The 21,753-nt window shown below is 71.1% G+C and carries 12 protein-coding genes; 2 read left to right on the top strand and 10 right to left on the bottom strand.

Going from position 1 to position 21,753, the window contains the following annotated elements; translation table 11 throughout:
• Positions 1-89: 89 nt before the first annotated feature.
• Positions 90-938, bottom strand: a complete 849-nt coding sequence (locus tag KUM44_RS18045; protein WP_308402649.1) for a polysaccharide deacetylase family protein — start codon at positions 936-938, stop codon at positions 90-92.
• The gene (locus KUM44_RS18040; RefSeq protein WP_217208962.1) at positions 935-1,981 is read right to left on the bottom strand and encodes a polysaccharide deacetylase family protein; all 1,047 of its coding nucleotides are present in this window, start codon (positions 1,979-1,981) and stop codon (positions 935-937) included. The genes KUM44_RS18045 and KUM44_RS18040 overlap by 4 nt, the downstream gene beginning before the upstream one ends.
• Positions 1,982-2,071: 90 nt before the next feature.
• Between KUM44_RS18040 and KUM44_RS18035 the strand changes: the two genes are divergently transcribed.
• Positions 2,072-3,241: a methyltransferase domain-containing protein gene (locus KUM44_RS18035; protein WP_217208961.1), complete on the top strand. Its 1,170-nt coding sequence runs from the start codon at positions 2,072-2,074 to the stop codon at positions 3,239-3,241.
• Positions 3,242-3,309: 68 nt separating this feature from the next.
• On the opposite strand, the gene KUM44_RS18030 is transcribed toward KUM44_RS18035, so the two are convergent.
• The 5 genes from KUM44_RS18030 to KUM44_RS18010 all read right to left on the bottom strand — a co-directional run bounded on the left by KUM44_RS18030 (position 3,310) and on the right by KUM44_RS18010 (position 7,658).
• Positions 3,310-4,620 carry an RNA polymerase sigma factor gene (locus KUM44_RS18030; protein WP_217208960.1) on the bottom strand — a complete coding sequence of 437 codons (1,311 nt, stop codon included), beginning with the start codon at positions 4,618-4,620 and terminating at the stop codon, positions 3,310-3,312.
• Positions 4,621-4,679: 59 nt separating this feature from the next.
• A complete protein-coding gene (locus KUM44_RS18025) occupies positions 4,680-5,033 on the bottom strand; it encodes a YciI family protein (protein ID WP_217208959.1) in 354 nt (117 codons plus the stop codon).
• A 111-nt stretch (positions 5,034-5,144) separates the two neighbouring features.
• On the bottom strand, positions 5,145-6,209 hold the full coding sequence (locus KUM44_RS18020) for an LCP family protein (RefSeq protein ID WP_217208958.1): 1,065 nt from the start codon (positions 6,207-6,209) through the stop codon (positions 5,145-5,147).
• Positions 6,210-6,291: 82 nt separating this feature from the next.
• On the bottom strand, positions 6,292-6,498 hold the full coding sequence (locus tag KUM44_RS18015; RefSeq protein WP_374202047.1) for a cellulose binding domain-containing protein: 207 nt from the start codon (positions 6,496-6,498) through the stop codon (positions 6,292-6,294).
• Positions 6,499-6,569: 71 nt separating this feature from the next.
• Positions 6,570-7,658, bottom strand: coding sequence for a LacI family DNA-binding transcriptional regulator (locus KUM44_RS18010; protein ID WP_217208957.1), 1,089 nt, complete (start codon positions 7,656-7,658; stop codon positions 6,570-6,572).
• A 121-nt stretch (positions 7,659-7,779) separates the two neighbouring features.
• Between KUM44_RS18010 and KUM44_RS18005 the strand changes: the two genes are divergently transcribed.
• Entirely contained in the window at positions 7,780-10,089 is a 2,310-nt protein-coding gene (locus KUM44_RS18005) for a glycoside hydrolase family 3 N-terminal domain-containing protein (protein ID WP_217208956.1), read from the top strand.
• Positions 10,090-10,121: 32 nt separating this feature from the next.
• Here the strand turns inward: KUM44_RS18005 and KUM44_RS18000 are convergent, their stop codons facing one another.
• From KUM44_RS18000 to KUM44_RS17990, 3 genes are all read right to left on the bottom strand, one after another.
• Positions 10,122-10,436: a hypothetical protein gene (locus KUM44_RS18000; protein WP_217208955.1), complete on the bottom strand. Its 315-nt coding sequence runs from the start codon at positions 10,434-10,436 to the stop codon at positions 10,122-10,124.
• Positions 10,429-17,292, bottom strand: a complete 6,864-nt coding sequence (locus KUM44_RS17995; protein ID WP_217208954.1) for a polymorphic toxin-type HINT domain-containing protein — start codon at positions 17,290-17,292, stop codon at positions 10,429-10,431. Before KUM44_RS17995 ends, KUM44_RS18000 begins: the two co-directional genes overlap by 8 nt.
• Positions 17,293-17,363: 71 nt before the next feature.
• Positions 17,364-21,716 carry a LamG-like jellyroll fold domain-containing protein gene (locus KUM44_RS17990; RefSeq protein WP_308402647.1) on the bottom strand — a complete coding sequence of 1,451 codons (4,353 nt, stop codon included), beginning with the start codon at positions 21,714-21,716 and terminating at the stop codon, positions 17,364-17,366.
• Between the last annotated feature and the right edge of the window lie 37 nt (positions 21,717-21,753).

The raw sequence follows: 21,753 nt of genomic DNA, 5'->3' as shown, positions 1-21,753 counted from the left end.
CTGCGCCCCCAGACCCCCTATCGGCCTGAACGGCCTCGTCCTCGAACGCCGGACGGGCCGGCGGGGCTGGGCGGCGCCTGGAAGTTCTGTCAGATGTAGTCCTCCAAGCGGGCTACCGTCAGGCCTCTCCCCTGGATGTCGCGCAGCAGCCTCGTCGTGCGGTCTCTCAGGGACCGGCCTGTCGGTTCGCCGGAGGGGACGGAGATGATGTCGCCGGGGCGGAGGTGGGCGGGGCCGTGGGCGTAGGTGAGTTCGCCGTCGGCCTCCATCGCGGCCCGCCACAGGGTGACCGCCGTGATGCCGCAGTCCCTCGCCGCGCGGAGCGTGGTGGTGTCGTACGTGCCGTAGGGCGGGCGGAAGAGGCGGGGGCGGATGCCGAAGCGGGCGCGGAGTTTGTTCTGCTGGCCGCAGATCTCGGCGCGCTGGCCGGTGTACGGCAGCCCGCGCAGGGCGGCGTGGTCGAGGGTGTGGTTCTGGATGGAGGCGCCCACCGAGCGCAGGCGGGCGAAGTGGCCGTAGCCCGGGCCGACCACGCTGTCCGTGAGGAACATGCTGACGGGCAGCCGTAGTTCACGGACCAGGTCGACGAAGCGGGGGTCCTTCTCGGCGCCGTCGTCGTAGGTGAGGAAGACGACCTTGTCGCGGGTCGGGACGCGGTGCACGACGGGCAGCGGATCGGCGTCGGGGAGTCGCAGCCGTCGGGCCGGCGGGGACGGCGGTGCGGGGAGCGGGGCGGTCAGGCCCCAGCGGCGGTAGGGCTGGGCGGCGTGCGTCGGGCCCTTTGCCGAGCGGGCGCTGTGTGACCGCTCGTGGGACGGGCCTGCCTCGGGAGCCACCGTCGCCGTCGGCCGGGCGCAGCCGGTGAGCAGGGCGGACGCCAGGACGACGGCTGCCAGGACCACGGCCGACACGACGCGCAGCCTTGGCGTCGGCCTCACAGGTAGTCCTCCAGCCGGGCCACCGCGTACCCCTCGGCCGTGACCTTGTTCAGGAACCGGCGGATCATGTCCGGCATTGTGCCCTTCCAGTCGTCCCTGCCCCGGAAGTGCGTGAGGACGATGTCACCCGGTCGGATCTTCCGGTCCCACTCGCGGTAGTCCCAGTGATCGACGAAGACCTCCTCGTTCCACAGCGGGACGTACTTGACGCCGCACGACTTCGCGGCGCGCAGGCTGTCCCGGTTGTAGTTCCCGAAGGGCGGGCGGAACAGCAGCGGGCGCTTGCCGTAGCGCTCCTCGATCACGTCCTGCATGGCGCAGATCTCGTACTGCTGGCGGCGGTAGGAGAGCCCCGGCAGGTAGGGGTGGTGCAGGGTGTGGTTGTTCAGGGCGACGCCGTCGCGCTGCATGCGCTTGAAATAGCCGTAGTCGTCCTTGATCAGGTAGTTGCTGAGGAAGGCGGTGTACGGCACGTGCAGGTCGTTCATCATCCGCAGGAAGGCCGGGTCCTTCTCGGCGCCGTCGTCGATCGTGAGGAAGACGACCCGCTGCCTGGTGGGGATGGTGGTGAAGACCGGCGGGAGGCCCAGTTCCTCGTGCCCGTCGACCTCGAAGCCCTCGCGGGTGGTGATCTTCGGCTTGGTGGCGGGGGGCGGCGGGGGCGTGAGGGGGATTCTCGCCAGGCCCCAGCGTCTCGCCGCGGCGGCCCGGGCGGCGAGGGCGGACTTTCCCGACCGGAACCGACGGGGTTCTTCCTGGGTGGCGGGCGGGTTCTGCGTGGTGCCCGGGGGTGGCGCCTTGAGGGGCTGCCCGCTGGGGGTCGGCGAGGTGGCCGGGGTGGGGCCTGCCGTGCCGGTGCCGCCCGGGCCGACCTGGCCTCCTGGACCTCCCGGGGCACCGGCCGGTGTGCAGCCCGAGGCGATGGCCGCCGCGGCCAGCGCGGCGAGTCCGCCGCGGAAACCGGCACGCCCGGGTCTCCCACGGCGATGCCTCGACGCTGCCCCATTGTGGTGACTTTTGTCATTTTGTACTACTAGTCGCATGGTGCCGGATCTTCGCAGGCACTCACCCGGAAGCCCGGCCGACACCGCCGCCGGCCGCGGACCATCCACCGACTGGCCGACAATGGCCCGGTGAACGACCTCGCCTCCTTCTCCGCGCTCCTCACCCCCGAGGGCCGTGCCCTCCTCGACGCCGTACGCGACACCGATCCCGCCGACGAACTCGCAGTCGCCACCCGCCTGCGCCGCGAACACCCCGCCGAACTGGTGTCGGCGGCGCTCGGGCAGGCGCGGCTGCGGCAGCGGGCGGTGGCGAAGTTCGGGGCGGCGGACGCGGGGCGGATGTTCTTCACGCCGAACGGGGTCGAGCAGTCGACGCGGGCGAGCGTGGCGGCCTACCGCGCCGCGCGGATGAAGGCGCTGGGGGCCGGGTCGGTCGCCGACCTGTGCTGCGGGATCGGCGGTGACGCCCTCGCGTTGGCGCGGGCCGGGATCCGGGTGCTGGCGGTGGACCGGGATCCAGTGACGGTGGCGGTGGCGCGGGCGAATGCGGAGGTCCTGGGGCTTGCCGACCTCGTCGAGGTGCGCGAGGCGGATGTCATGGGCGTCGATACGGCCGGCTACGACGCCGTGTTCGTCGACCCCGCCCGACGCGGCGGCCGCGGCCGGATCTTCGATCCCGAGGCGTACTCACCGCCGCTGTCCTGGGCCGTGGAGGCGGCCGGCAAAGCGCCCTGTGCCGCGCTGAAGATCGCGCCCGGCATCCCCCACGAGGCGATCCCGCAGGACGCCGAGGCCGAGTGGATCTCGGACGGCGGGGACGTCAAGGAGGCGGTGCTGTGGTTCGGCACCCGCCCCGGGGCGATCCGCGCCACCCTGCTGCCGGGGCCGCGCACACTGCTCTCCCGTGGCCTGCCCGATCCCGAAGTCCGGCCCGTCGGACGGTACTTGTACGAACCCGACGGCGCCGCCATCCGCGCCCACCTGGTCGCCGAGGTCGCCGCCGAACTGGACGCCGGACTGATCGACGCGACCATCGCGTACATCACGGCGGACGAGCTACGGCCGACGCCCTGTGCGACGGCGTACGAGATCACCGACCAGCTTCCCTTCAACGTAAAGAAGTTGAGGGCTCTGCTGCGGGAGCGGGAGGTCGGCGTCCTGACGGTGAAGAAGCGAGGGTCGGCCGTAGAGCCGGAGGAGCTGCGGAAGAAGGTCAAGCCTCAGGGACCGAACTCCGCGACGGTGTTCCTGACCCGGGTGGCGGGGGCACCGACGATGCTGGTGGGCCGGCCGGTCTGAAGCGCGACCGGCCACAACGGCGCGGCAGCCGGACGACGGCCGGTCACGCCACGGCGAAACGCTCGGCCTCACTCCGCCGCAGCCGCCGCACGCCTGAGCAGCATCGCCCGCTCCGGCCCGTTACGCGTGAGCGCCGCCGCCCGTTCGAACTCCGCCCGCGCCTCCGCCGTACGACCGAGACGCAACAGCAGATCCCCCCGCACGCTCGGCAACAAGTGGTAGTCCCGCAGCGCCGCCTCCGTGGCGAGGGTGTCGATGATGTGCAGGGCCGGTCCCGGGCCCTCGGACATCGAGACGGCGACCGCGCGGTTCAGCTCGACGACCGGGGAGGGGGACCGGGCGGCGAGGAGGCCGTACAGGGTGGCGATGGTCTTCCAGTCGGTCTCCTCGTACGTGTACGCGTGCGCGTGGCAGGCGGCGATGGCGGCCTGGAGGGCGTACGGGCCGGGGGCTCCCGTGGCCGTGGCGTCCGCGCGGGACAGGGCCGTGATGCCGCGGGCGATGAGCATGCGGTTCCAGCGGCGGCGGTTCTGGTCCTTGAGCAGGACCGGCTCGCCGGAGGGGCCGGTGCGGGCCGCCGTGCGGGACGCCTGGAACTCCAGGAGGGCGGTCAGGGCGTGCACCTCCGGCTCCTTCGGCATGAGACCGGACAGCACGCGGGCCAGGCGCAGGGCGTCCTCGCACAGCGCCGGGCGCAGCCAGTCGTCGCCGGCCGTGGCGGCGTAGCCCTCGTTGAAGATCAGGTAGATGACGTCGAGGACCGAGCCGAGGCGGGCCTCGCGGTCGGGGCCGTAGGGGACCTCGAAGGCGACGTTCTTGGTCGCGAGCGTGCGTTTGGCGCGGACGATGCGCTGGGCCACGGTCGGTTCCGGGACCAGGAACGCCCGGGCGATCTCCGGGGTGGTCAGGCCACCGAGGAGGCGCAGGGTGAGGGCGATGCGGGCCTCCGGCGACAGGACCGGGTGGCAGGCGGTGAAGACCAGGCGGAGCAGGTCGTCGTCGATGTCCTCGGGGTCGGGCGGCTCCTCGGGCGGTGCCGTCGTCTCCAGGTCGCGGCCGATCTCCGCGAGCTTGCGGGCGTAGTTCTCGCGCCGGCGGACCAGGTCGACGGCGCGGTGTCCGGCGGTGGCCATGAGCCAGGCGCCGGGGTTGTCGGGAACACCGTCGCGCGGCCACTGCTCCAGCGCGGCGACCAGCGCGTCCTGCGCGAGCTCCTCGGCGATGCCGATGTCGCGGACGGTGCGGGCGACGGCGGCGATGACGCGGGGGGACTCGATGCGGAAGACGGTCTCGACGGCAGCCGCTGTGGTGTCGTGCCGGGGGACACGGGTGTCTGCGGTGCCGTGGGTGTCTGCGGTGGGCTGGGGCTGCGGTTGCACAGCTCACCATCAGACACCCCTGCGGCCCTGCCGCCAAGGAGGATCCGACCGGCGGGGGCTCAGCCCTCCACGATCTCCCGCACCTCGCACGTCATGGTCCAGTGCTCCTCGTGGATCTTCAGGAACCGCTTGGTCCACTCGATCGCCTCGGCCCGGTCCTTGCACTGCATGAGCGCGTATCCGCCGATGACCTCCTTGGTCTCGGTGAACGGCCCGTCGGTCACGGACAGCTGCCCGCCCTCGTAGTGCACCCGGGTCCCCTGGGCGGTCGGGGTCAGCCCGGCGGTGTCCAGCAGGACGCCCGCCTTGGTCATCTCCTCGATCAGCTCGCCCATCCGCTGCATCAGCTCGTCGCTGGGGCCCTGGGCGGCGGCCGACTCGTCGACACGGATCATGGAGAGGTAGCGCGGCATGGTGACTCCTCGGGTTCGGCGACCGGGTCCTTCCCCGGCCTTTCACCCCTGCGTCGAACGGGAGACCGCCGGATCGACACACTCACCGGATTTCCGCGGAGATTCTTTTTCTCACCGCAACGACTCCCACAACTCCCCCGCCTCCGGCTGCTCCGCCACCACCCGGTTGCGGTCCGACGGCGCCGGCGCCACCGGCATCGTCACCGTCCGCACCGTGTCCGAGGTCAGCCCCCGCAGGCTCTGGCCGAGGCTCATCAGTTCGTTCAGGGAGTCCAGGCCGGTGTCGGTCGTGAGGCCGGCCGTCACGGCGTCGGCGACGCGGTAGAGCTGGGCGGGGTCGGTGAGGAGGGAGGTGGTGGAGATCCGGTCCAGGAGGGCCTTCACCAGGTTCTGCTGCATGCCTATGCGGCCCAGGTCGCTGCCGTCGCCTATGCCGTGCCGGGTGCGGGCGAGCGCCAGGGCCTGTTCGCCGTCCAGGTGGTGTGTGCCCGCCGTGAGCGTCAGGTGGCTGTCCTCGTCCTCGATGTCCTCGTCCGTGGTCACCGTGACGCCGCCCAGCGCGTCCACCAGCTTCGCGAAGCCCGAGAAGTCGATCTCCAGATAGTGGTCCATGCGGATACCGGTGAGCGACTCGACCGTCTTCACCGCGCAGACGGGGCCCCCGACGGCGTACGCGCTGTTGAACATGGTGTTGTACGCCTCCTGCGTGGTGCCGCCCGACGGCAGCGGGCAGGAGGGGCGGGTGACCAGGGTGTCGCGCGGGACGCTGACGACCGTCGCCTCCGTGCGGCCGGCGTCGATGTGGACCACCATCGCCGTGTCCGAGCGGGCGCCGGTGCTGCTGCCGCCGCCGAGTTCCCGGTTCTCGGCGCCGGTGCGCGAGTCCGAGCCCAGGACCAGGATGTTCAGGGATCCGGTGGGCAGGGGGGACGCCGAGGCCGCGGGTGACGGTGTCGTCATCGCCCTGGGTGGGCGGTTGTCGCCGAGGGCGCTGTTGATGTCGACGCTCTTGATGTTGTCGTTCAGGTGCCAGTAGGCCCAGCCCGCCGCGCCCACGCCCAGCAGCAGGGTGCCCGCGAGAACGAGGCCGGCGGTCTTCAGCACCCTCGACCGCAGGCCCGCGTGTCTGCCGTCGTCCCCGTTCGTGTCCCGCCCGTTCGCCCCGAGTCCCGTCACAGGCAGGAACGTACGTCCGAATTATTACGGGCAGACGCCAGAGCCGGCTTTCTTCGGAAATTCTCAGACTTTCCGCCCTGTCTCAGCCCAGCGTCACCGTCGACACCGGATTGCTCCCGCTCCACGCCCCGTTGAAGCCGAAGGTGACCGAACCGCCGTCGGGAACCGTCCCGTTGTACGAGGCGTTGGAGCAGGTGACGGTCGCCCCCGACTGCGTAAGGCGACGCTGTAGACCGCCGTGCACGCGTCCGTGGGTGGGAACGATTTGGAGGTTCTCATGGCGGGGCATCCGAAAGTTTCGGCCGTGTAACCGATTGACTTCGGGGGAGTGTGGAGGCGCTCTCCCCACCCGTCAATACGTCAGTTTCCGGCCGCAGGCGCCCCGGTGCTGCTGCGCACCACGAGGCTGGTCGCCAGCTCCACCCGCGTCGCCGCCGGTGTCCCCTCCTCCCGCGCCAGGTCGAGGACCAGCTTCGCCGCGGCCTCCGCCATCTCCGTCAGCGGCTGCCGTACGGTCGTCAGCGGCGGCCCCACCCAGCGCGCGATCGGCAGATCGTCGAAGCCGACCACGCTGAGGTCCTCCGGGATCCGCAGCCCCAGCTCGCGCGCGGCCTCGTACAGACCGAGCGCCTGGAGGTCGTTCCCGGCGAAGACGGCGGTCGGCCGGTTCGGGCGGCGCAGCAGTTCCAGGCCCTGCCGGTAGCCGGTCTCGTGGTGGAAGTCGCCGGGCCGGATCAGGTCGGGGTCGACCGGGAGCCCGGCCGTCTCCAGGGCGGCGCGGTAGCCGTCGATGCGGGCGCGGCTGCACATCATCCGGGACGGCCCGGTGATCGCGCCGATCCTGCGGTGTCCGAGCTCGACCAGGTGCCGGGTGGCGGCCAGTCCGCCCTGCCAGTTGGTCGCCCCGATGGACGGCACGTCGGCGCCCGGGTCGCCCGCCGGGTCCATCACCACGAACGGGATCGACCGGCTGGTCAGCAGGGCCCGCTGGGACTCGTCGAGGCCGGACAGCACGAGGATCACGCCGTGCGGGCGGCGGGCGGCGACCTGGTCGGCCCAGGTGCGCCCCGGGGTCAGGCGCCCGGCGCTCTCACTGAGCACCACACTCAGGCCGGCGTCCCGGGCGACGTTCTCCACACCCCGGATGACCTCCATCGCCCACGCGCTCTCCAGCTCGTGGAAGACCAGGTCGATGAGGGGTGACCGGCTGGCCTCGGCCCGCCGCCGGCGGTAGCCGTGGGCGCGCAGCAGCTCCTCGACCCGGCTGCGGGTGGCCGGGGCGACATCGGCTCGTCCGTTGAGGACCTTCGAAACAGTCGGCGCGGAGACGCCGGCCTCGCGGGCGATCTCGGCGAGGGTCGCGGTCTGCGTGGACCGGCCGGAGGACGGGGATGTCGTCCGGGTTTCACGCATTGTCGTCCGGGTTTCGGCGGGCTCCGAAGGTGTCATGGCGGCGATCGTATCCCTGCGCGGCCTCTTGACGAACCCTTCTCACCACGCCTAGGTTCCCGGAACATTCGAGGTGAACAACGAAACATTCGCGAGTGGGCCTCGCCCCGACAGGAGTTTCATGACCACCGCCCCCTGGCGCGACCCCGCCCTGCCCGCCGCCGACCGCGTCGACGACCTCCTCTCCCGGATGACCCTTCAGGAGAAGACCGCCCAGCTGTACGGCGTGTGGGTGGGCGCCGAAACGGACGGCGAGGGCGTCGCCCCGCACCAGCACGACATGAACGCCGACTACGACTGGAACGAGCTGATCACCCACGGCCTCGGCCAGCTCACCCGCTCCTTCGGCACCGCCCCCGTGGACCCGGCGCTGGGCGCGCAGGCGCTGGCCCGCGCCCAGCGCCGGATCGCCGCGGCGGGCCGCTTCGGCATCCCGGCCGTGGCCCACGAGGAGTGCCTGGCGGGGTTCACGGCCTGGCAGGCCACGGCCTATCCGGTCCCGCTGGCGTGGGGGGCCACCTTCGACCCCCCGCTCGTCGAGGAGATGGCCCGCCGCATCGGCGAGGACCTGCGCTCCGTGGGCGTCCACCAGGGTCTCGCGCCCGTCCTGGACGTCGTACGCGATCCGCGCTGGGGCCGGGTCGAGGAGACCATCGGCGAGGATCCGTATCTGGCCGGCACGATCGGCACGGCGTACGTCCGGGGCCTGGAGTCGGCCGGGGTGGTCGCGACGCTGAAGCACTTCGCCGGGTACGCGTCCTCGGCGGGCGCCCGCAATCTCGCGCCGGTGCGGGCGGGCGTCCGGGAGCTGGCGGACGTGACCCTCCCCCCGTTCGAGATGGCGCTGCGCGAGGGCGGGGCGCGCTCGGTGATGGCGGCGTACAACGAGACGGACGGCGTGCCGGCCTCCGCCGACCCGGCACTGCTCACCGAACTCCTTCGCGAGCAGTGGGGTTTCACGGGCACGGTGGTCGCCGACTACTTCGGCATCGGCTTCCTGGAGACCCTGCATCGCGTGGCGGGGTCACCGGCCGAGGCGGCGCACGCGGCGCTGGCGGCCGGCATCGACGTGGAACTGCCGACCCTGAACTGCTACGGGAAACCGCTGGTGGAGGCCGTCCGGGCGGGCGAGGTCCCCGAGGAGCTGGTGGACCGCGCGGCCCGCCGGGTCCTGCTCCAGAAGTGCGAGCTGGGCCTCCTGGACGAGGACTGGTCCCCGGAGCCGGCGACGGCACGTATCGACCTGGACTCCCCCGCGAACCGGGCACTGGCCCGACGCGTGGCGGAGGAGTCGGTGGTCCTGCTGGACAACCCGGACGGCATCCTGCCGCTGCCGCCCGACGCCCGTATCGCGGTCGTGGGCCCGCGCGCGGCGGACGCCCTGGCGATGCTGGGCTGCTACTCCTTCCCGTCGCACGTCCTCACGCACCACCCCGAGGTGCCGACGGGCGTCGAGATCCCGACGGTCCTGGAGGCGCTGCGCGCCGAACTTCCGGACGCCAAGGTGACGTTCGCGCAGGGCTGCGACGTCTTGGACCCGGACCCGGCGGGCTTCGAGGAGGCGGTGACGCGGGCGTCGGAGGCGGACGTGTGCCTCGCGGTGCTGGGCGACCGGGCGGGGCTTTTCGGGCGGGGCACCTCGGGCGAGGGCTGCGATGTGACGGACCTCCGCCTGCCGGGTGTGCAGGCAGATCTGCTGGACGCGCTCGTGGCCACGGGCGTCCCGGTGGTGCTGGTCCTGCTCACCGGCCGCCCGTACGCGCTGGGCCGCTGGGACGGTCGTCTGGCGGCGGTCGTCCAGGCGTTCTTCCCGGGCGAGGAGGGCGGCCCCGCGGTGGCGGGAGTGCTGTCGGGCCGGGTCAACCCGTCGGGGAGGCTGCCGGTGAGCGTGCCCCGGGAGCCCGGGGGCCAGCCGTGGACGTACCTACAGCCGCCGCTGGGGCTGGCGGGGGAGGTCAGCAATCTGGATCCGACGCCGTTGTACGCGTTCGGGCATGGGCGGTCGTACACGTCGTTCGCGTGGGAGTCCGTGGATTCGGGAGAGTCGGAGATCAGCACGGACGGCTCGTACGACGTGTCGCTGACCGTCCGCAACACGGGCGAGCGCGCGGGCGCGGAGGTGGTCCAGCTGTACCTGCACGATCCGGTGGCGTCGGTGACCCGGCCGGACGTGCGGCTGATCGGCTACCAGCGGGTGGAGTTGGCGCCGGGCGAGGCGAGCCGGGTGACGTTCGGCTTCCACGCGGATCTGTCGTCGTTCACCGACCGTTCGGGTCGAAGGGTGGTCGAACCCGGCCTGCTGGAACTGCGGCTGGCGGCCTCCAGCGCGGACACTCGGCACACGGCGCGGCTTGAACTCACGGGGCCGGTACGGGAGTTGGGGGCGGACCGGCAACTGCGCTGCGAGACGGAGGTGCGGACCCTTTCCTGAAGGGTCCGCACCGGCGGCAGGCGCCCTCCCGGCTACCCGGCCGACGTGGGCGCCAGCCCCGAGAAGTCGCTTCGGGACTGCCGCTCCACGGCGCGGGAGATCTCCTCGCGCGTGACACGGTCGACGACTACGAGGTTCGCCACGGCGAAAGATCCGTCCGCCGCCACTTCGTCGGTGACCTCCTGGCCGAGGCGAACCGGGTCGTAGATCGTCAGTTCATAGACGGAGCCACGCCGGCTCACCTTCACGCCCTCCAGATAGCCCTTGGCCTCGACTTCGGCCTCGTAACCGTCCAGATGGTCGGGGAACTCCAGGTCGTACACGCGGGCCATCCCCTCACTACTCATGCAGCCTGATCTTCGCGAGTTCCTCGGCGTATCGCTCGGGCGTGAGATCCGCGCCCGGAGCAGGAACGATCTCGAAGTGCCGAGGATCCCTTCCGCGCTGGATGATACGGAGGGTGTCGGGCAGCGACGACTGGTCGATCATGTGCGGGACGAAGCCGTTCGAGGTGACGCTCCCGGGATTGTCGAACACCGACACCCCGTGGGTTTCGCGTACGAAGCCCGTCTCGCGATCGACTTTGTAGTCGCGGGGGCTCGGAACGAACGACGGCGCGTCGTCACCTCTGGCCCCGCGGAAGCACTGGCGCGGGCTGGAGTTGTGCACCAGCAGCGGGGTCTCGCCGGCCAGCACGTAGTACGAGTGGAAGTCGGCGACGGTGAGGTTGTGTACCGTGGCCGACCGGCTCCGGCGGTCGACGTTCGCGATCCGGACCAGCTTGCCTGCGGCCGTCCGCAGTTCCCGCCCGGGCGTCAGCTCGTCGGCCGTGATCCACTCGGCGATCTCAGGGACCCAGAAGGGGTGTCCGTCGGTCGCGGTGACGGTCGCCTCGACACCCTCGATGTCGAGAGTGATCGTCACCAGGTTCTTGCGGCCCTGACCCGTGATCTCCGCGGTGACCGTCTTGACGGTGGTCTCGCCGGTCTTCGGATCCGTTGCCAGGACCTCGTCACCGATCTCGACGTCCTCGATGGCCTTGGTCGTGCCGTCCGCCATCAGCACCCGGGTGCCGGGCACAAAGCTGTTGCACGCCTTGAGGACCTTCGCCCCCTTGAACACCCGCGCCCACGGCAGATCAAGCGCCGCCGAGCCGCAGCTCTTCACGCTCTCGCCGCTCAGACAGCTCTTCCAGGCGTCGATGTCCGGGGCGACCAGAGCGACGACGATCTTGTCGAAGAGGGTCTGCTCGTAGTTCAGGAGTCCCAGGGACTCGGCTGCGCCGCAGAACGCGGAGGTGCTGTCGTCCGGGACGAAGCACTTGCTCTTGGCCCACTTCTCGACGCGCTCGTTCTCGTCGACGGTCGGGTACAGGTACTCCAGTTCAAGGGCGGTGGGCACCCGGATGTTCTCGACCCAGACCTCGCCCTCCTTCTCCGTGACGTTGACCGTCTTGCTCGGGGACTGCGTGGACTTCTTGGTGGCCGTGCCGCTGCCGCCGGTCAGGTACTGGACGTCGCCGTCCTTGTCGTAGCAGGCGTACGTCGTGCATCCGGGGCCGTTGCCCTTGTCCGGGGCCCACACCGAGTCCGGGTTGTCGACGCTGCACCCGTCGCAGTAGAGGCCCGTCGGGTCGGAGAACGTCACCGGGCTGTTGTTGCTGTAGGCGTAGCCGTTGATCTGCTGCGGATCGGTCAGGTCCAGCACCGGGTCGACCGAGAGGAAGCGGCCCGTCTCCGGGTCGTACTCACGGGCGCCCAGGTGGGTCAGTCCTGTCGAGGCGTCCTTCGTGCCGCCGACGAAGCCCTTGGTGCCGGGCCAGGTGGCCGGTTCAGGACCCCTGGTGCCGCCGAACGGCAGCACCCGGCGCTGGCTGAGCTGCTGCGTCGCCGCGTCGATGGCGAGCAGCGCCGTGCCGTGGTGGTCGGCGGTGGTGAAGGAGACCTTGCCGTCGTCGGACTGGATGGCCGTGTGGCCGCCGCCGAGGTCGATGTACCTGGTGGCCTTCGGCGTCGTCGTGCCCTTGGCGACCGTGATCTCGGTGCTGCCCAGGTAGAGCGTCGTCTCCGTCGGCGTGCGGCCGATGAGCCGGTTGCCGTCGGCGTCGTACACGTACTCCGTGACCTTCGGTGACCCGCCCTCGACCGGCTCGGTCACCTTCACCAGCCGGCCCTCGGCGTCGTGGTCGAGGTCCTGGGTCGTGCCGCTGCCCAGCGTGCGGGTGTCGGTGTTGCCGGTCGCGTCGTACGTGTAGCTGTCGCCCGCCGTGACGCCGGGGCCGGTGCGGGTGACCGACCTCAGGGCGTGCGGGCGGACCACTCCGGCGCCCGGGACCGGGTAGTCGTAGGTGCTCTTGACGTCCTTCGTCGCGTCACCCGTGACGTCGTGCCGGACCTCGGTACGCCGGTTGCCGATCTTGTCGTAGGTGTACGACTGCCAGTACGGCGCCGGTCCGCCGAGCACGGACGCGGCGGGCGCGCTCGCACAGCCGGCGGTCGGCTGGGTCCACGCCTCGGTGAGACGGCGCAGGTGGTCGTAGCCGAAGCACTGGGTGTCCGTGCCGGAGCGCGAGGTGTCCGAGACGGACAGGACGTTGCCGATCTCGTCGTACTTGAAGGTGGACGCCTGGTCCACGCCCGCGATGTCCTGACGGTCGACGCGGGTGGAGGACAGGCGCTGGGTGCCGGGCTCGTACTCGTTGGTGACCCAGGCCTTCTTGCCGCCCGCGTTGGACAGTTCGTACTGCTGCGGCTTGCCGGTCAGGCTGTACCTGGCCGTCGACTTGATGCCCTCGCTGCCGTCCACGCCGATGAGCCGCAGCGTGTCGTCCTCGTAGGTGTAGGCCATGGAGGAGGCGGGCAGGGCACCGGCCTTGGGCAGGCCGGCAGCGGCGACCAGGCCGGACACCTTGTACGAGGTGGTCGCCAGGTAGGTGCCGCTCAGGCCGTTGTTCGCCTCGGTGGCGGGAATGGTCAGCGAGGTGCGCAGCGGCCGGTAGAGCCGGTCGTAGGCGACTACCTTCGAGGTGTAGGCCTGACCGTCGACGTACCGGGTGGACTCGGCGAGGTGGCCCTTCGCGCCGCTGATGGTGTCGTACGTCCACTTGGCGCGCAGGGCGCCCGTCGCGGACCCGGTGCGCATCTCCGTCTTGCGGCCCATGCCGTCGTGGACGTAGGCGAGCGTGTTGTTGCGGGCGTCCAGCGTGGAGGTGAGCAGGCCTCGGTCGTCGTAGAAGTATTTGACCGAGCCCTTGTCCGGGTCCTTGGACAGGGTCATCAGGCCCAGCAGGTCGTAGTCGTAGCTCCACTCGTTGCCGGCCGGGTCGGTGACCTTCGACAGGTTCCCGCTCGGCGAGAAGCCGTACTTCGTGGTGTCGTACGACGACTCGGCGGCGCGCTGGTGGTGCTGTCGCAGCTCGGTGGTCTGGCCGCGGGCGTCGGTCAGGGTGGTGGCGGCGGTGCCGCCGGCCGGCGGGATGACCGTCGTGCGGTCACCGCCGTAGCTGGTCCTGGTGGTGTTGAGGACCTGGCCGCCGTCGCCGTTGCCGAAGATCTGCTTGAACTCGGTCTGCCGGCCCAGGCCGTCGTACGCGTACCGGTTCTGCGTCTCCACATCCAGCGCGTCCTGCGGCTTGACCAGCGTCGTGGAGGGCCCGGCCGCGTCGTAGTAGGACAGGAACTCCTTCGCCGTCAGGCCGCGTTCGTCGTAGAAGGTGTCGGTGAGCAGCCGTCCGCCGTCGGGGCCGGGGGCCTGGGACTGACGTGGGCGCAGGAAGCCGTCGTAGAGCATGTACGAGGTGACCTGGGCGCCGTCGTTGCCGAGGGTCTTGGTGCCGACGGCAATGGGCTGGCCCTCGGTGATCGTGTAGCTGTACTCGTACGTCGGGACATCGCCCGTGAGCCGGTCGGCGAGCCACACCTTGGTCTTACGGCCCAGCGCGTCGTAGGCGAAGTTGGTGACCTTGGTGTTGGTGTCGGTGACCGTCAGCGGTACGCCGCGCGCCGGGTCGTTGCTCGTGGTCGTGGACTGCGCGGTGGTGCTGTCGCCGGGGGTGACCGGCGGGGTGGTGACCTTCGCGGAGGTCGGGAAGCCGGTGGCCGGCGTGTAGGCGGTCGTGGTGGTACGGCCGTCCGTGCGGGCGGTGCGGGTCAGTGCGCCGGACTTCACCGTGACCGTGCCGCTCAGGTCGTTGGTGGTGAGCTTGCGGCCGTAGGAGTCGTAGGTGGCGCTGGTCTCCGTGTAGGTGGCCGTGGTGCCGTCGTGGGACTTCAGCATCGCGGTCCGCGTGGCGTCGCCCTTGGTGGGGGCGGCGTCGTAGCCGAGGCCGTCGTAGGCCGTGCGGACGTCCGAGATGACGTCCTTGGCGCGGTCGGTGGTGGCGTCGCAGGCCTTGGCAACCGTCTCGGCCCTCAGCGGCACGGCGAGGACCGTGCCGGACGCCGGGTAGGACGTGCGGGTGCACTTGTCGTCGGCGGTGGTGGCGTCGTCACCGCGGTCGTCGGTCTGGGTGATCCGCCCGGCCGTCGTGTCGAAGGCGTTCGTGGTCGTGGTCGTACGCCACCTGTCGCCCGCCCCGTTGTCCAGCGACGTCCAGGTCCTGCTCTCGCCGGCGCCGGAGAGGTTGGCGGTGATCGTGCCCCAGTCGCGAACCCGCTTGGCGGTCTCGTGGTGCCACGGCCGGCTCACGGTCTTGGACAGCACCGAGCCACCGGGACCGGAGTAGTTGACGGTCTTGTACTCGAAGCCCGCCACCGACTCGTGGTCGGTGATCGTGTCGCCCTCGCCCGTGCCGAGCGAGACGCTCACGCTCTTCGTGCCACCGCTCGGCGTCTCACGGTCGCCGTGCATGCCGCGCAGGAAGTAGGTGTCGGCCTGCGAACGCATCGCGGCCGCACCGCCCTGACCACCGGTCTTCACCCGGACGTGGCCGTAGCCGCGCCACTGCGACCAGGTCTTCTCCTTCTCCTTCGTCAGCCCGTCATCGTCGTCGTAGTGCCAGGCCGCGCCGTCCAGGTACTCGTACGCGCTGACCTGGTCCGGGGCGCCGCCGGTGCGGTCGGTCCGGGTGACCGTCGAGGTGACGTACTTGTTGAACCAGTGCAGGTCCGGGGCGTCGGTGTCACTGCCGCCGATGTACTGCGGGAAGCAGCGCGTGGTGTTGGTCTGCGGGGTCGGCAGCGCGCCGAAGTCGCACACCGGCGCCGAGTAGCCGACGTCGATCTGGCCGCCCGCCTCGTCGGCGACGGTGGCCAGGCGCTCCTTGATGAACGGGGCGAAGCCGTCGCCGGTCCTGTCGAGCCGGTTGGCGAGCTGGACGTAGGTGAAGGACGTCTTCGGCAGGGTGATCGCCGGGCTGGCGGTGTGGCCGGTGCGCTGCACGGAGTCGAGGAGCAGCTGGTAGTCGGTGTCGGCCATGCCCCAGTGGTGGGTGAGCTTCCAGGAGTCGACGTCCGTGTAGGCGCCCGACTTCAGGATCTGCGTCTTGACCGAGGTGAGCCGCTTTCGGGTGAAGAACACCGGGGAGAGCCGGCCCTCGTCACAGGTGGCGCCCTCGTTGCAGTTCAGGTCCCAGGGCGTGTCGTACCAGTAGAAGGCGTCGGCGTTGATGTCGGAGCAGGTGGTGTTCGCGTTCGGGATGCACCGCTCGCTGCTGGTGAAGTCGACCTTGCCCAGCGCCTGCGCCGAGTACATCGAGGACTTCCGCAGGCCGTACTCGATCCGGTCGAGGAAACCGCCGCGCACATAGCGGGTGTCGTCGGTGTCCTTGAGGTTGCGGCCGTAGGAGTTCCACTCCTTGTCGTAGTAGTACGCGATGGCGTTGTCGTGCGGGTCGACGACGTAGTCGAGGTTCCAGCGCCAGCCCTGGGTGCAGTAGGAGCTCGCGAACGTCGAGGCGTGGCAGGGCTCGTTCGCGTCGTCGCCGAAGACGGGGGCGGTCCAGGTGGAGTCGGTGGTCTCGTTGCCGCTCGCCCAGCCGGGCAGCCGGTTGTAGCCGAAGTAGTACTGGACGCCGTCCGGGGTGGTGACCTTCCAGTACTCGTCGTTGCGGGCGCCGTTGGAGCGCACGTCCGAGGTGGAGCCGTAGATCCGCTGGATCTTCGTTCCGTCGTCGTCCTTCAGCCGGAAGGCGTCGGTGCCGTCGGGCACCAGCTCGCCGCCCTTGCCGTTGAGGGAGATGAACGCGTTGTCGTAGGCCCAGCACAGGTCGCCGGGCTTGCCGCCGTCCGCGTGCTCCACGCCGTCGTCGGAACCGCAGGACTTGTAGCGGCGCTCGATGAACCCGGGCCACAGATCGAAGCCGTCACCGAGCCAGGAGCCCTGGTTGTTGCTGTTGCCGGTCCGGCCGTCGATCGAGCCGGAGGAGTAGGAGAGGCCGACGCTCGGCGTCAGTCCGCCCGGCACGGCCGGCACGCCCATCGGGTACGACCAGGAGAAGTCACCCGTGTTGAGGCTCGTGCTCCACTGTGCGGACGGCGCCAGCGGGGTCGCCTTGTAGTCGCTGCCCATGCTCGACTCGTCGGCGACGGCCGCGAGGACGGTGGCGCCGGAGGAGCTCAGGGCGACCTTCGGTGCCGTCAGGGTCTGCTTCTCGGTGTCGTTGACGGTCTCGACCGGCTTGCTGGTACGGCACTTGGCCTTGTCGGGCGTGGTGATCGCGCACGCGGGCAGCTCGACGAGGCGCAGCCGGTCGGCGTATCCGCCGCCGAAGGCGCCTGCGAACGAGGAGTAGTCGAGGCGGGTGCGAACCGTCTGCTTCCTGGCCGACCCCAGGCTGAACAACAGGCCGTCCGTACCGGCCCGTTGAGCCGCCTTACGGTCGAACAGACGGGCCCGGACCGCTCCTTGGGCGCCCCGTACCCCCTTGCCACCGCCCACCGCGAGCGGCAGCCCCTTCGCCCGTACGACACCGGCGGAGCCCTCGGCCCACTCCACCGTCGCCGCTCCCGCCTTGGGCCACGCGGCCCTCGGCTTCTCCTTCGGCGTGCGCGGCCCCTTCGTCACCGGGCGCGGCGTGCCCTTGACCGGAGTGACCGCGACCGGCTTCTCCGACTCGGGCAGTCCGGGGCGGCCGGTGCCGCGGTCGGCGGCGACGCTCGCGGGCTGGGCCACCGCCTGTAGCAGCGTGCCGATCATGACCGCGGCCGAGGCCAGGGCGACGCGGCGGCGCAGGGCACGCACGCGCGTACGGGATCTACCGTTCATCCTCGTCCTTCAATCCCTAAGGGAGCGTGAAGCCGGTGTCGTACGGGGGTGGGGCGGGGAGCAGTGAGCGGTCAGCTGTTGCCCGGGACGGTGGTGGCCGTGCCCGGCTGGCCGAGCGCCAGGTGCTCGATCTGCGTGTCGTCGAGGGCGCCCTGGAAGGTCCAGACGTCCGAGAGGGAGCCGGGGAAGTAGGCGCCGGCCCGGTCGCGGCCGAGTTGCAGGGACTGGATGGCCTTGAAGGTCAGCACGTTCTCGGAGTACGAGACCTGCTCGGCGCAGCCGCTGACGTCGGGCTCACCGTCGTCATTGGCGTCCTGGCAGGCGATTTCTTCCAGCTCGCCGTTGACGTACAGCCGCATCTCGCGGGCGAACCCGTCGTAGACCAGCGCCAGATGGGTCCAGTCCTCGGGGCCGTAGAACTGCCCGTTCTCCACCTCGGCCAAGGCGGCGTCGGTCTTGTCGGCGTCGGCGGTGGTGATCCGCCAGCGGCCGCCGTCGGTGGCCGGGGTGCTGCTCGGGATGTAGCGGACGGAGAAGGCGTCCTTGTTCGTGCCGGGCGCGCTGAGCAGCGCGACCTCGCCGGTGGGCCTGGCCGACGCCTGCGCGAAGGCGCTGACGGTGAAGCTGGCGGTGGTGTCGAGGGGCACCGTGCCGCTCGCCGTGGCGGCGTAGTCGTTGACGCCGTCGAGGGTGAGGCCGCCGTCGACCCAGCCGGAGCCGAGCGCGGCGCCGTTGTGGAGGCTCAGTCCCGCGGCGGCGGGGCCGGCGTCCGGGGTGACCGGCGGGGTGGCGGCGGACGCGGTCTCGAACTTCCAGCGGCTCTTGACCAGCGGCCGCTGCTTGAACAGCTGCTTCACCTCGTCGTCGGAGACGGCCCGGTCGTAGAGGCGTACATCGTCCATCTCGCCCTTGAGCGGGCTGACCAGTTTGCCGCCGTAGTAGCTGCCGCCCAGGCTGACCTCGCCGGTGGCGAGCCACGGCGTGGTGTAGGCGGCGGTGGCCTCCAGGACCCCGTTGACGTACAGGCGGAGCTCGGCGGCGTCGATGTCGTACACACCGACGAGGTGGTTCCACTCGCCGAGCCGCGCGGCGGCGCAGTGGGTGTTCGCCGGGCAGGCGGTCTGGGTGGCGCGGACCACCGTGGAGTCGGGATCGGCGCTCTTCTCCCGCATGAACACCCAGCCGCCGAGGGCGGAGGAGTGGTACAGCTCGAAGCCGGCGTTGACGGTGTCGGCCTGGGAGACGGCCGCCATCGCCCGTGCCTCCTTGTCCTTGGGCAGTTTCACCCAGGCGGAGACCGCGAAGCTCTGGAAGGTGTCCATGATCGGGCGGCCGGTCGTCGCGTAGTCGTCGACACCGTCGAACTGGAGCGCCTTGCCGTTCACCCCGCTGATCCCGGCGGTGGCTCCGCCCTTGAGCTGGGCGGGGGCCGCCTGGGCGCGGCCGGTCAGCGCGACGTCGGTCGCGGTCTCGTCGAGCGGGAGGACGAGCTTGGCGGGCCGGTTCGTGTCCACCGGCTGGCGGTTCTTCAGCCGGGTCACCTGGGCGTCGACGAGCTGGTAGTCGAAGAGCTGGACCTCGTCGAGGGAGCCCTTGAAGAAGTTCCCGACCGTGCCGTAGTGGGAGGCCGCGCCCAGGAAGGTGCGACCGCGCGCGTCCCACGGGGTGCTGAACGGGGCGGTGCCGGCGAGCTTGCCGTCCACGTACAGCTTGATCATCTGGTTGGGGTTGTCGTAGACGCCGACCAGATGGGTCCAGGTGTTGACCCGGGCCGCCTGGCAGGAGGTGTCCCCGCTGGCGCACGCGGGCTGGACGGCGCGGGCCACCGGACTGCCCGCGGCGTCCGCACCGTGCCGCAGGAAGACCCAGCCGCCGAGCGAGGTGGAGTAGTAGATCTCGAAGCCGCTGGTGTTGGCGGCGGACTGGGAGACGGCGGCGGGCGCCCCGGAGGGGTTGTCGGGCAGCTTCGCCCATACGGACACCGAGAAGCTCTTGCCGGTGTTGAGGACCGGCGAATCGGTGGCGGCGTGGTCATCGACGCCGTCGAGGTCCAGGCCGCCTCCGGAAACGCCCGCACCGCCGGGCTTGACATCGCCGTACAGCGAAGCGGGCCAGGTGCCGCCGGCACCCTCCGCCTGGCTCGCCCCGGTGCCCTCGTCCATCTGCCAGGACAGCCGATCGGGCTGCCCGGAGCGGACCCGGAAGTAGTACGTGCGCGTCTCGGATCCGTTGCCGGCCGCGTCGAACGCCTTGGCCGTGACGAAGTTGACGCCCGGCTTGGTCGGCATGAACTTCATCGTCTTCGCCCCGCCGCCCGAGGTGGTCAGCGTGTACTTGCTGCTGGGCGTCGTGTTGACGCCGAACCAGTACTTGCTGACGTCCGAGGAGGACGAGTCGATGGTGAAGGTTCCGTACCTGCCCACGCCGTCCCACCAGGGGTCGTCCGGGTCGGCCGCGTCGGAGCGTGGGTAGTGCGTGGAGGTGATGGAGGGACCGGCGGGGACGGAGGTGTCGTAGACGAAGAAGCAGCTGTGCGCGTTCTCGGCGCTCCAGGCCGACCACTGGCCGCCGTCCCAGGCCCGAGCCTGCCATGCGGTCTTCAGGTTCTGGGGGATGGTGGTGGGCAGCTGGACGGAGAAGTCCGAACCGGACGCCTTGTCGGTGCTCTTCGCCGAGATCCAGCGCTGCTTCCAGCCGTCGCCGCTGTCCCACAGCACCCGGAACTGCACCTGGACGCGGTCCTTGTCGGGGTCGGTGACGTTGTTGGCGCGGACCGTGGCCCGGGACCGGACCCGCGCCGGGCTGCTGGTCGTGGCGCACACCCCGCCCGGATCCATGGTGAGCTGCGAGGTGCCGATCCGCGGCGGCGGACGGTTGTACCTGACCCTCAGGTACGCGTCGTCCGAGAACCGCTTCCACGTGTACCGGTCGTCCTCGCTGGTGGCGCGCATGCCGAAGGTGATCTGCGACCACTTGTTCGCCGCCGCCTGCGCCACCACGCCCTTCACGTCGAACTCGGCGTCGGCCGAGGCGCAGCCGTCGTAGCCGTGGGCGAAGCTGCGGGTCTGGAGGTGGTCGACCCAGAAGCCGGCGGCGTTCTGGCTGTTCCAGGTGGTGGAGGAGTTGATGGCCTTCGTACGCCAGAGCTGCACCTCGCGCGCCTCGCAGGAGGCGGCGTGCGTCTCGCGGACCACGAACTCGGCGGACAGGATGCTGCGGCCCGCGAACTTGGTGGTCGGGATCTGGTAGAAGAGCCGCTTCACGTCCTGCGGCTGGCAGTAGCTCCAGCCGCAGAAGCCGAGCCCGGCGTCCGGGTCGCCGTTGAACTTCCACTGCGGCGAACTCGCCCAGTACCGCGAGGCCATGGTCCACGAGGTGGCCTTCGGCGAGTACCACTGCGGGTCGATGAAGACGGGGTAGACGGTGTCGGCCCCTGTGAGCAGCTCCTTGTCCGGGGTGAGGACGAGTTCGTCGCCGCCGGCGGGGAGGTCGACGCCGATGGGCTCGACCCGGCCGGAGTCGGCGGCGGTGGGCTCGCCTTCCCGGGGGGCGGGACTCGCGTCGGCAGCCGTGAACGACGCGGTCCGTACGCCTGTCCCAGCCTGCGCGTCCGATGACGGCTGGGCTTTTGCGGCGCTGGAGTCCCACATCACCGGACGGGGCGCCTCGAAGACGACTCCGCCGGACCCCTCGTCGACCGCCGCGAGCCCGCCGTTCGCGGTCTCGCGCGTCCGCAGCCCCTCGGTCCCCAACTGCATCCGCAGTTCGGCGAGTTCCTCGCTCCGGGCCGCCTCGGCCGACTTGACGACGAGCAGCTGGGTGAAGCCCTCGGGCCGGGCCGCGAGCCGCAGGTCGACGTCCGGCAGGATGTCGGGGTAGGTGGCGGTGTCGCCCTCCAGGCGGGGCGCCGGCACGGCGCCGGGCCACGACAGCTCAAGAGCCCGGCCGGCTCGTTCCAGCCGTACCAGCGGCCCGTCGCCGCCACCGGAGAACGCGAGCCCGACCGAGGCGGCCTTCGGGGCGACCATGCCCTTGTCGGTGCCGTCGCCGACCACGGCCAGGGCGGTGTCGACCGACCGCCACTCGCCGTCGACCCGGGTGCGCACCGGACGCAGATGCTCGCGGGACTCCAGGTCACCGTCGGGGGTGGCGTACACGTCGGTGCTCTCGCCCCGCAGCGAGAGGATCTCGACGTTCTTCCCGAGCCGCTCGGCCCGCGCGAACGCCTCCTCCTCGGTGGCGGCGACGGCGGCCTCCCCGGCCTCGCCCGACCGCCCGCTACCGGACCGCGCCTCGACTGCCGCCGACTGCCCCGCGGCAGCCGCCGGAAGCACTCCCATCGGCAGCAGGCCGACGGTCACGGCGATGCCCATCCCCACCGCGACGGACGCGACGGGTCTGCCCGACCCCCTGCGTCCGCGCACACGACGAACCCTCACGGTCCCTCCCCGTCCCGGCCGC

Source organism: Streptomyces sp. AC550_RSS872, assembly GCF_019049285.1.
Classification (GTDB): Bacteria; Actinomycetota; Actinomycetes; order Streptomycetales; family Streptomycetaceae; genus Streptomyces.
This window is presented reverse-complemented; position numbering and strand designations above follow the sequence as displayed.

Excerpts from the sequence above, each read along its gene's own strand:
- KUM44_RS18000 (WP_217208955.1), bottom strand. The coding sequence starts at position 10,436 with ATGAGTAGTGAGGGGATGGCCCGCGTGTACGACCTGGAGTTCCCCGAC.
- KUM44_RS18025 (WP_217208959.1), bottom strand. The coding sequence starts at position 5,033 with ATGCCGCGCTACCTCTCCATGATCCGTGTCGACGAGTCGGCCGCCGCC.
- KUM44_RS18005 (WP_217208956.1), top strand. The coding sequence starts at position 7,780 with ATGACCACCGCCCCCTGGCGCGACCCCGCCCTGCCCGCCGCCGACCGC.
- KUM44_RS18040 (WP_217208962.1), bottom strand. The coding sequence starts at position 1,981 with ATGCGACTAGTAGTACAAAATGACAAAAGTCACCACAATGGGGCAGCG.
- KUM44_RS17995 (WP_217208954.1), bottom strand. The coding sequence starts at position 17,292 with ATGAACGGTAGATCCCGTACGCGCGTGCGTGCCCTGCGCCGCCGCGTC.
- KUM44_RS18010 (WP_217208957.1), bottom strand. The coding sequence starts at position 7,658 with ATGACACCTTCGGAGCCCGCCGAAACCCGGACGACAATGCGTGAAACC.
- KUM44_RS18015 (WP_374202047.1), bottom strand. The coding sequence starts at position 6,498 with ATGCCCCGCCATGAGAACCTCCAAATCGTTCCCACCCACGGACGCGTG.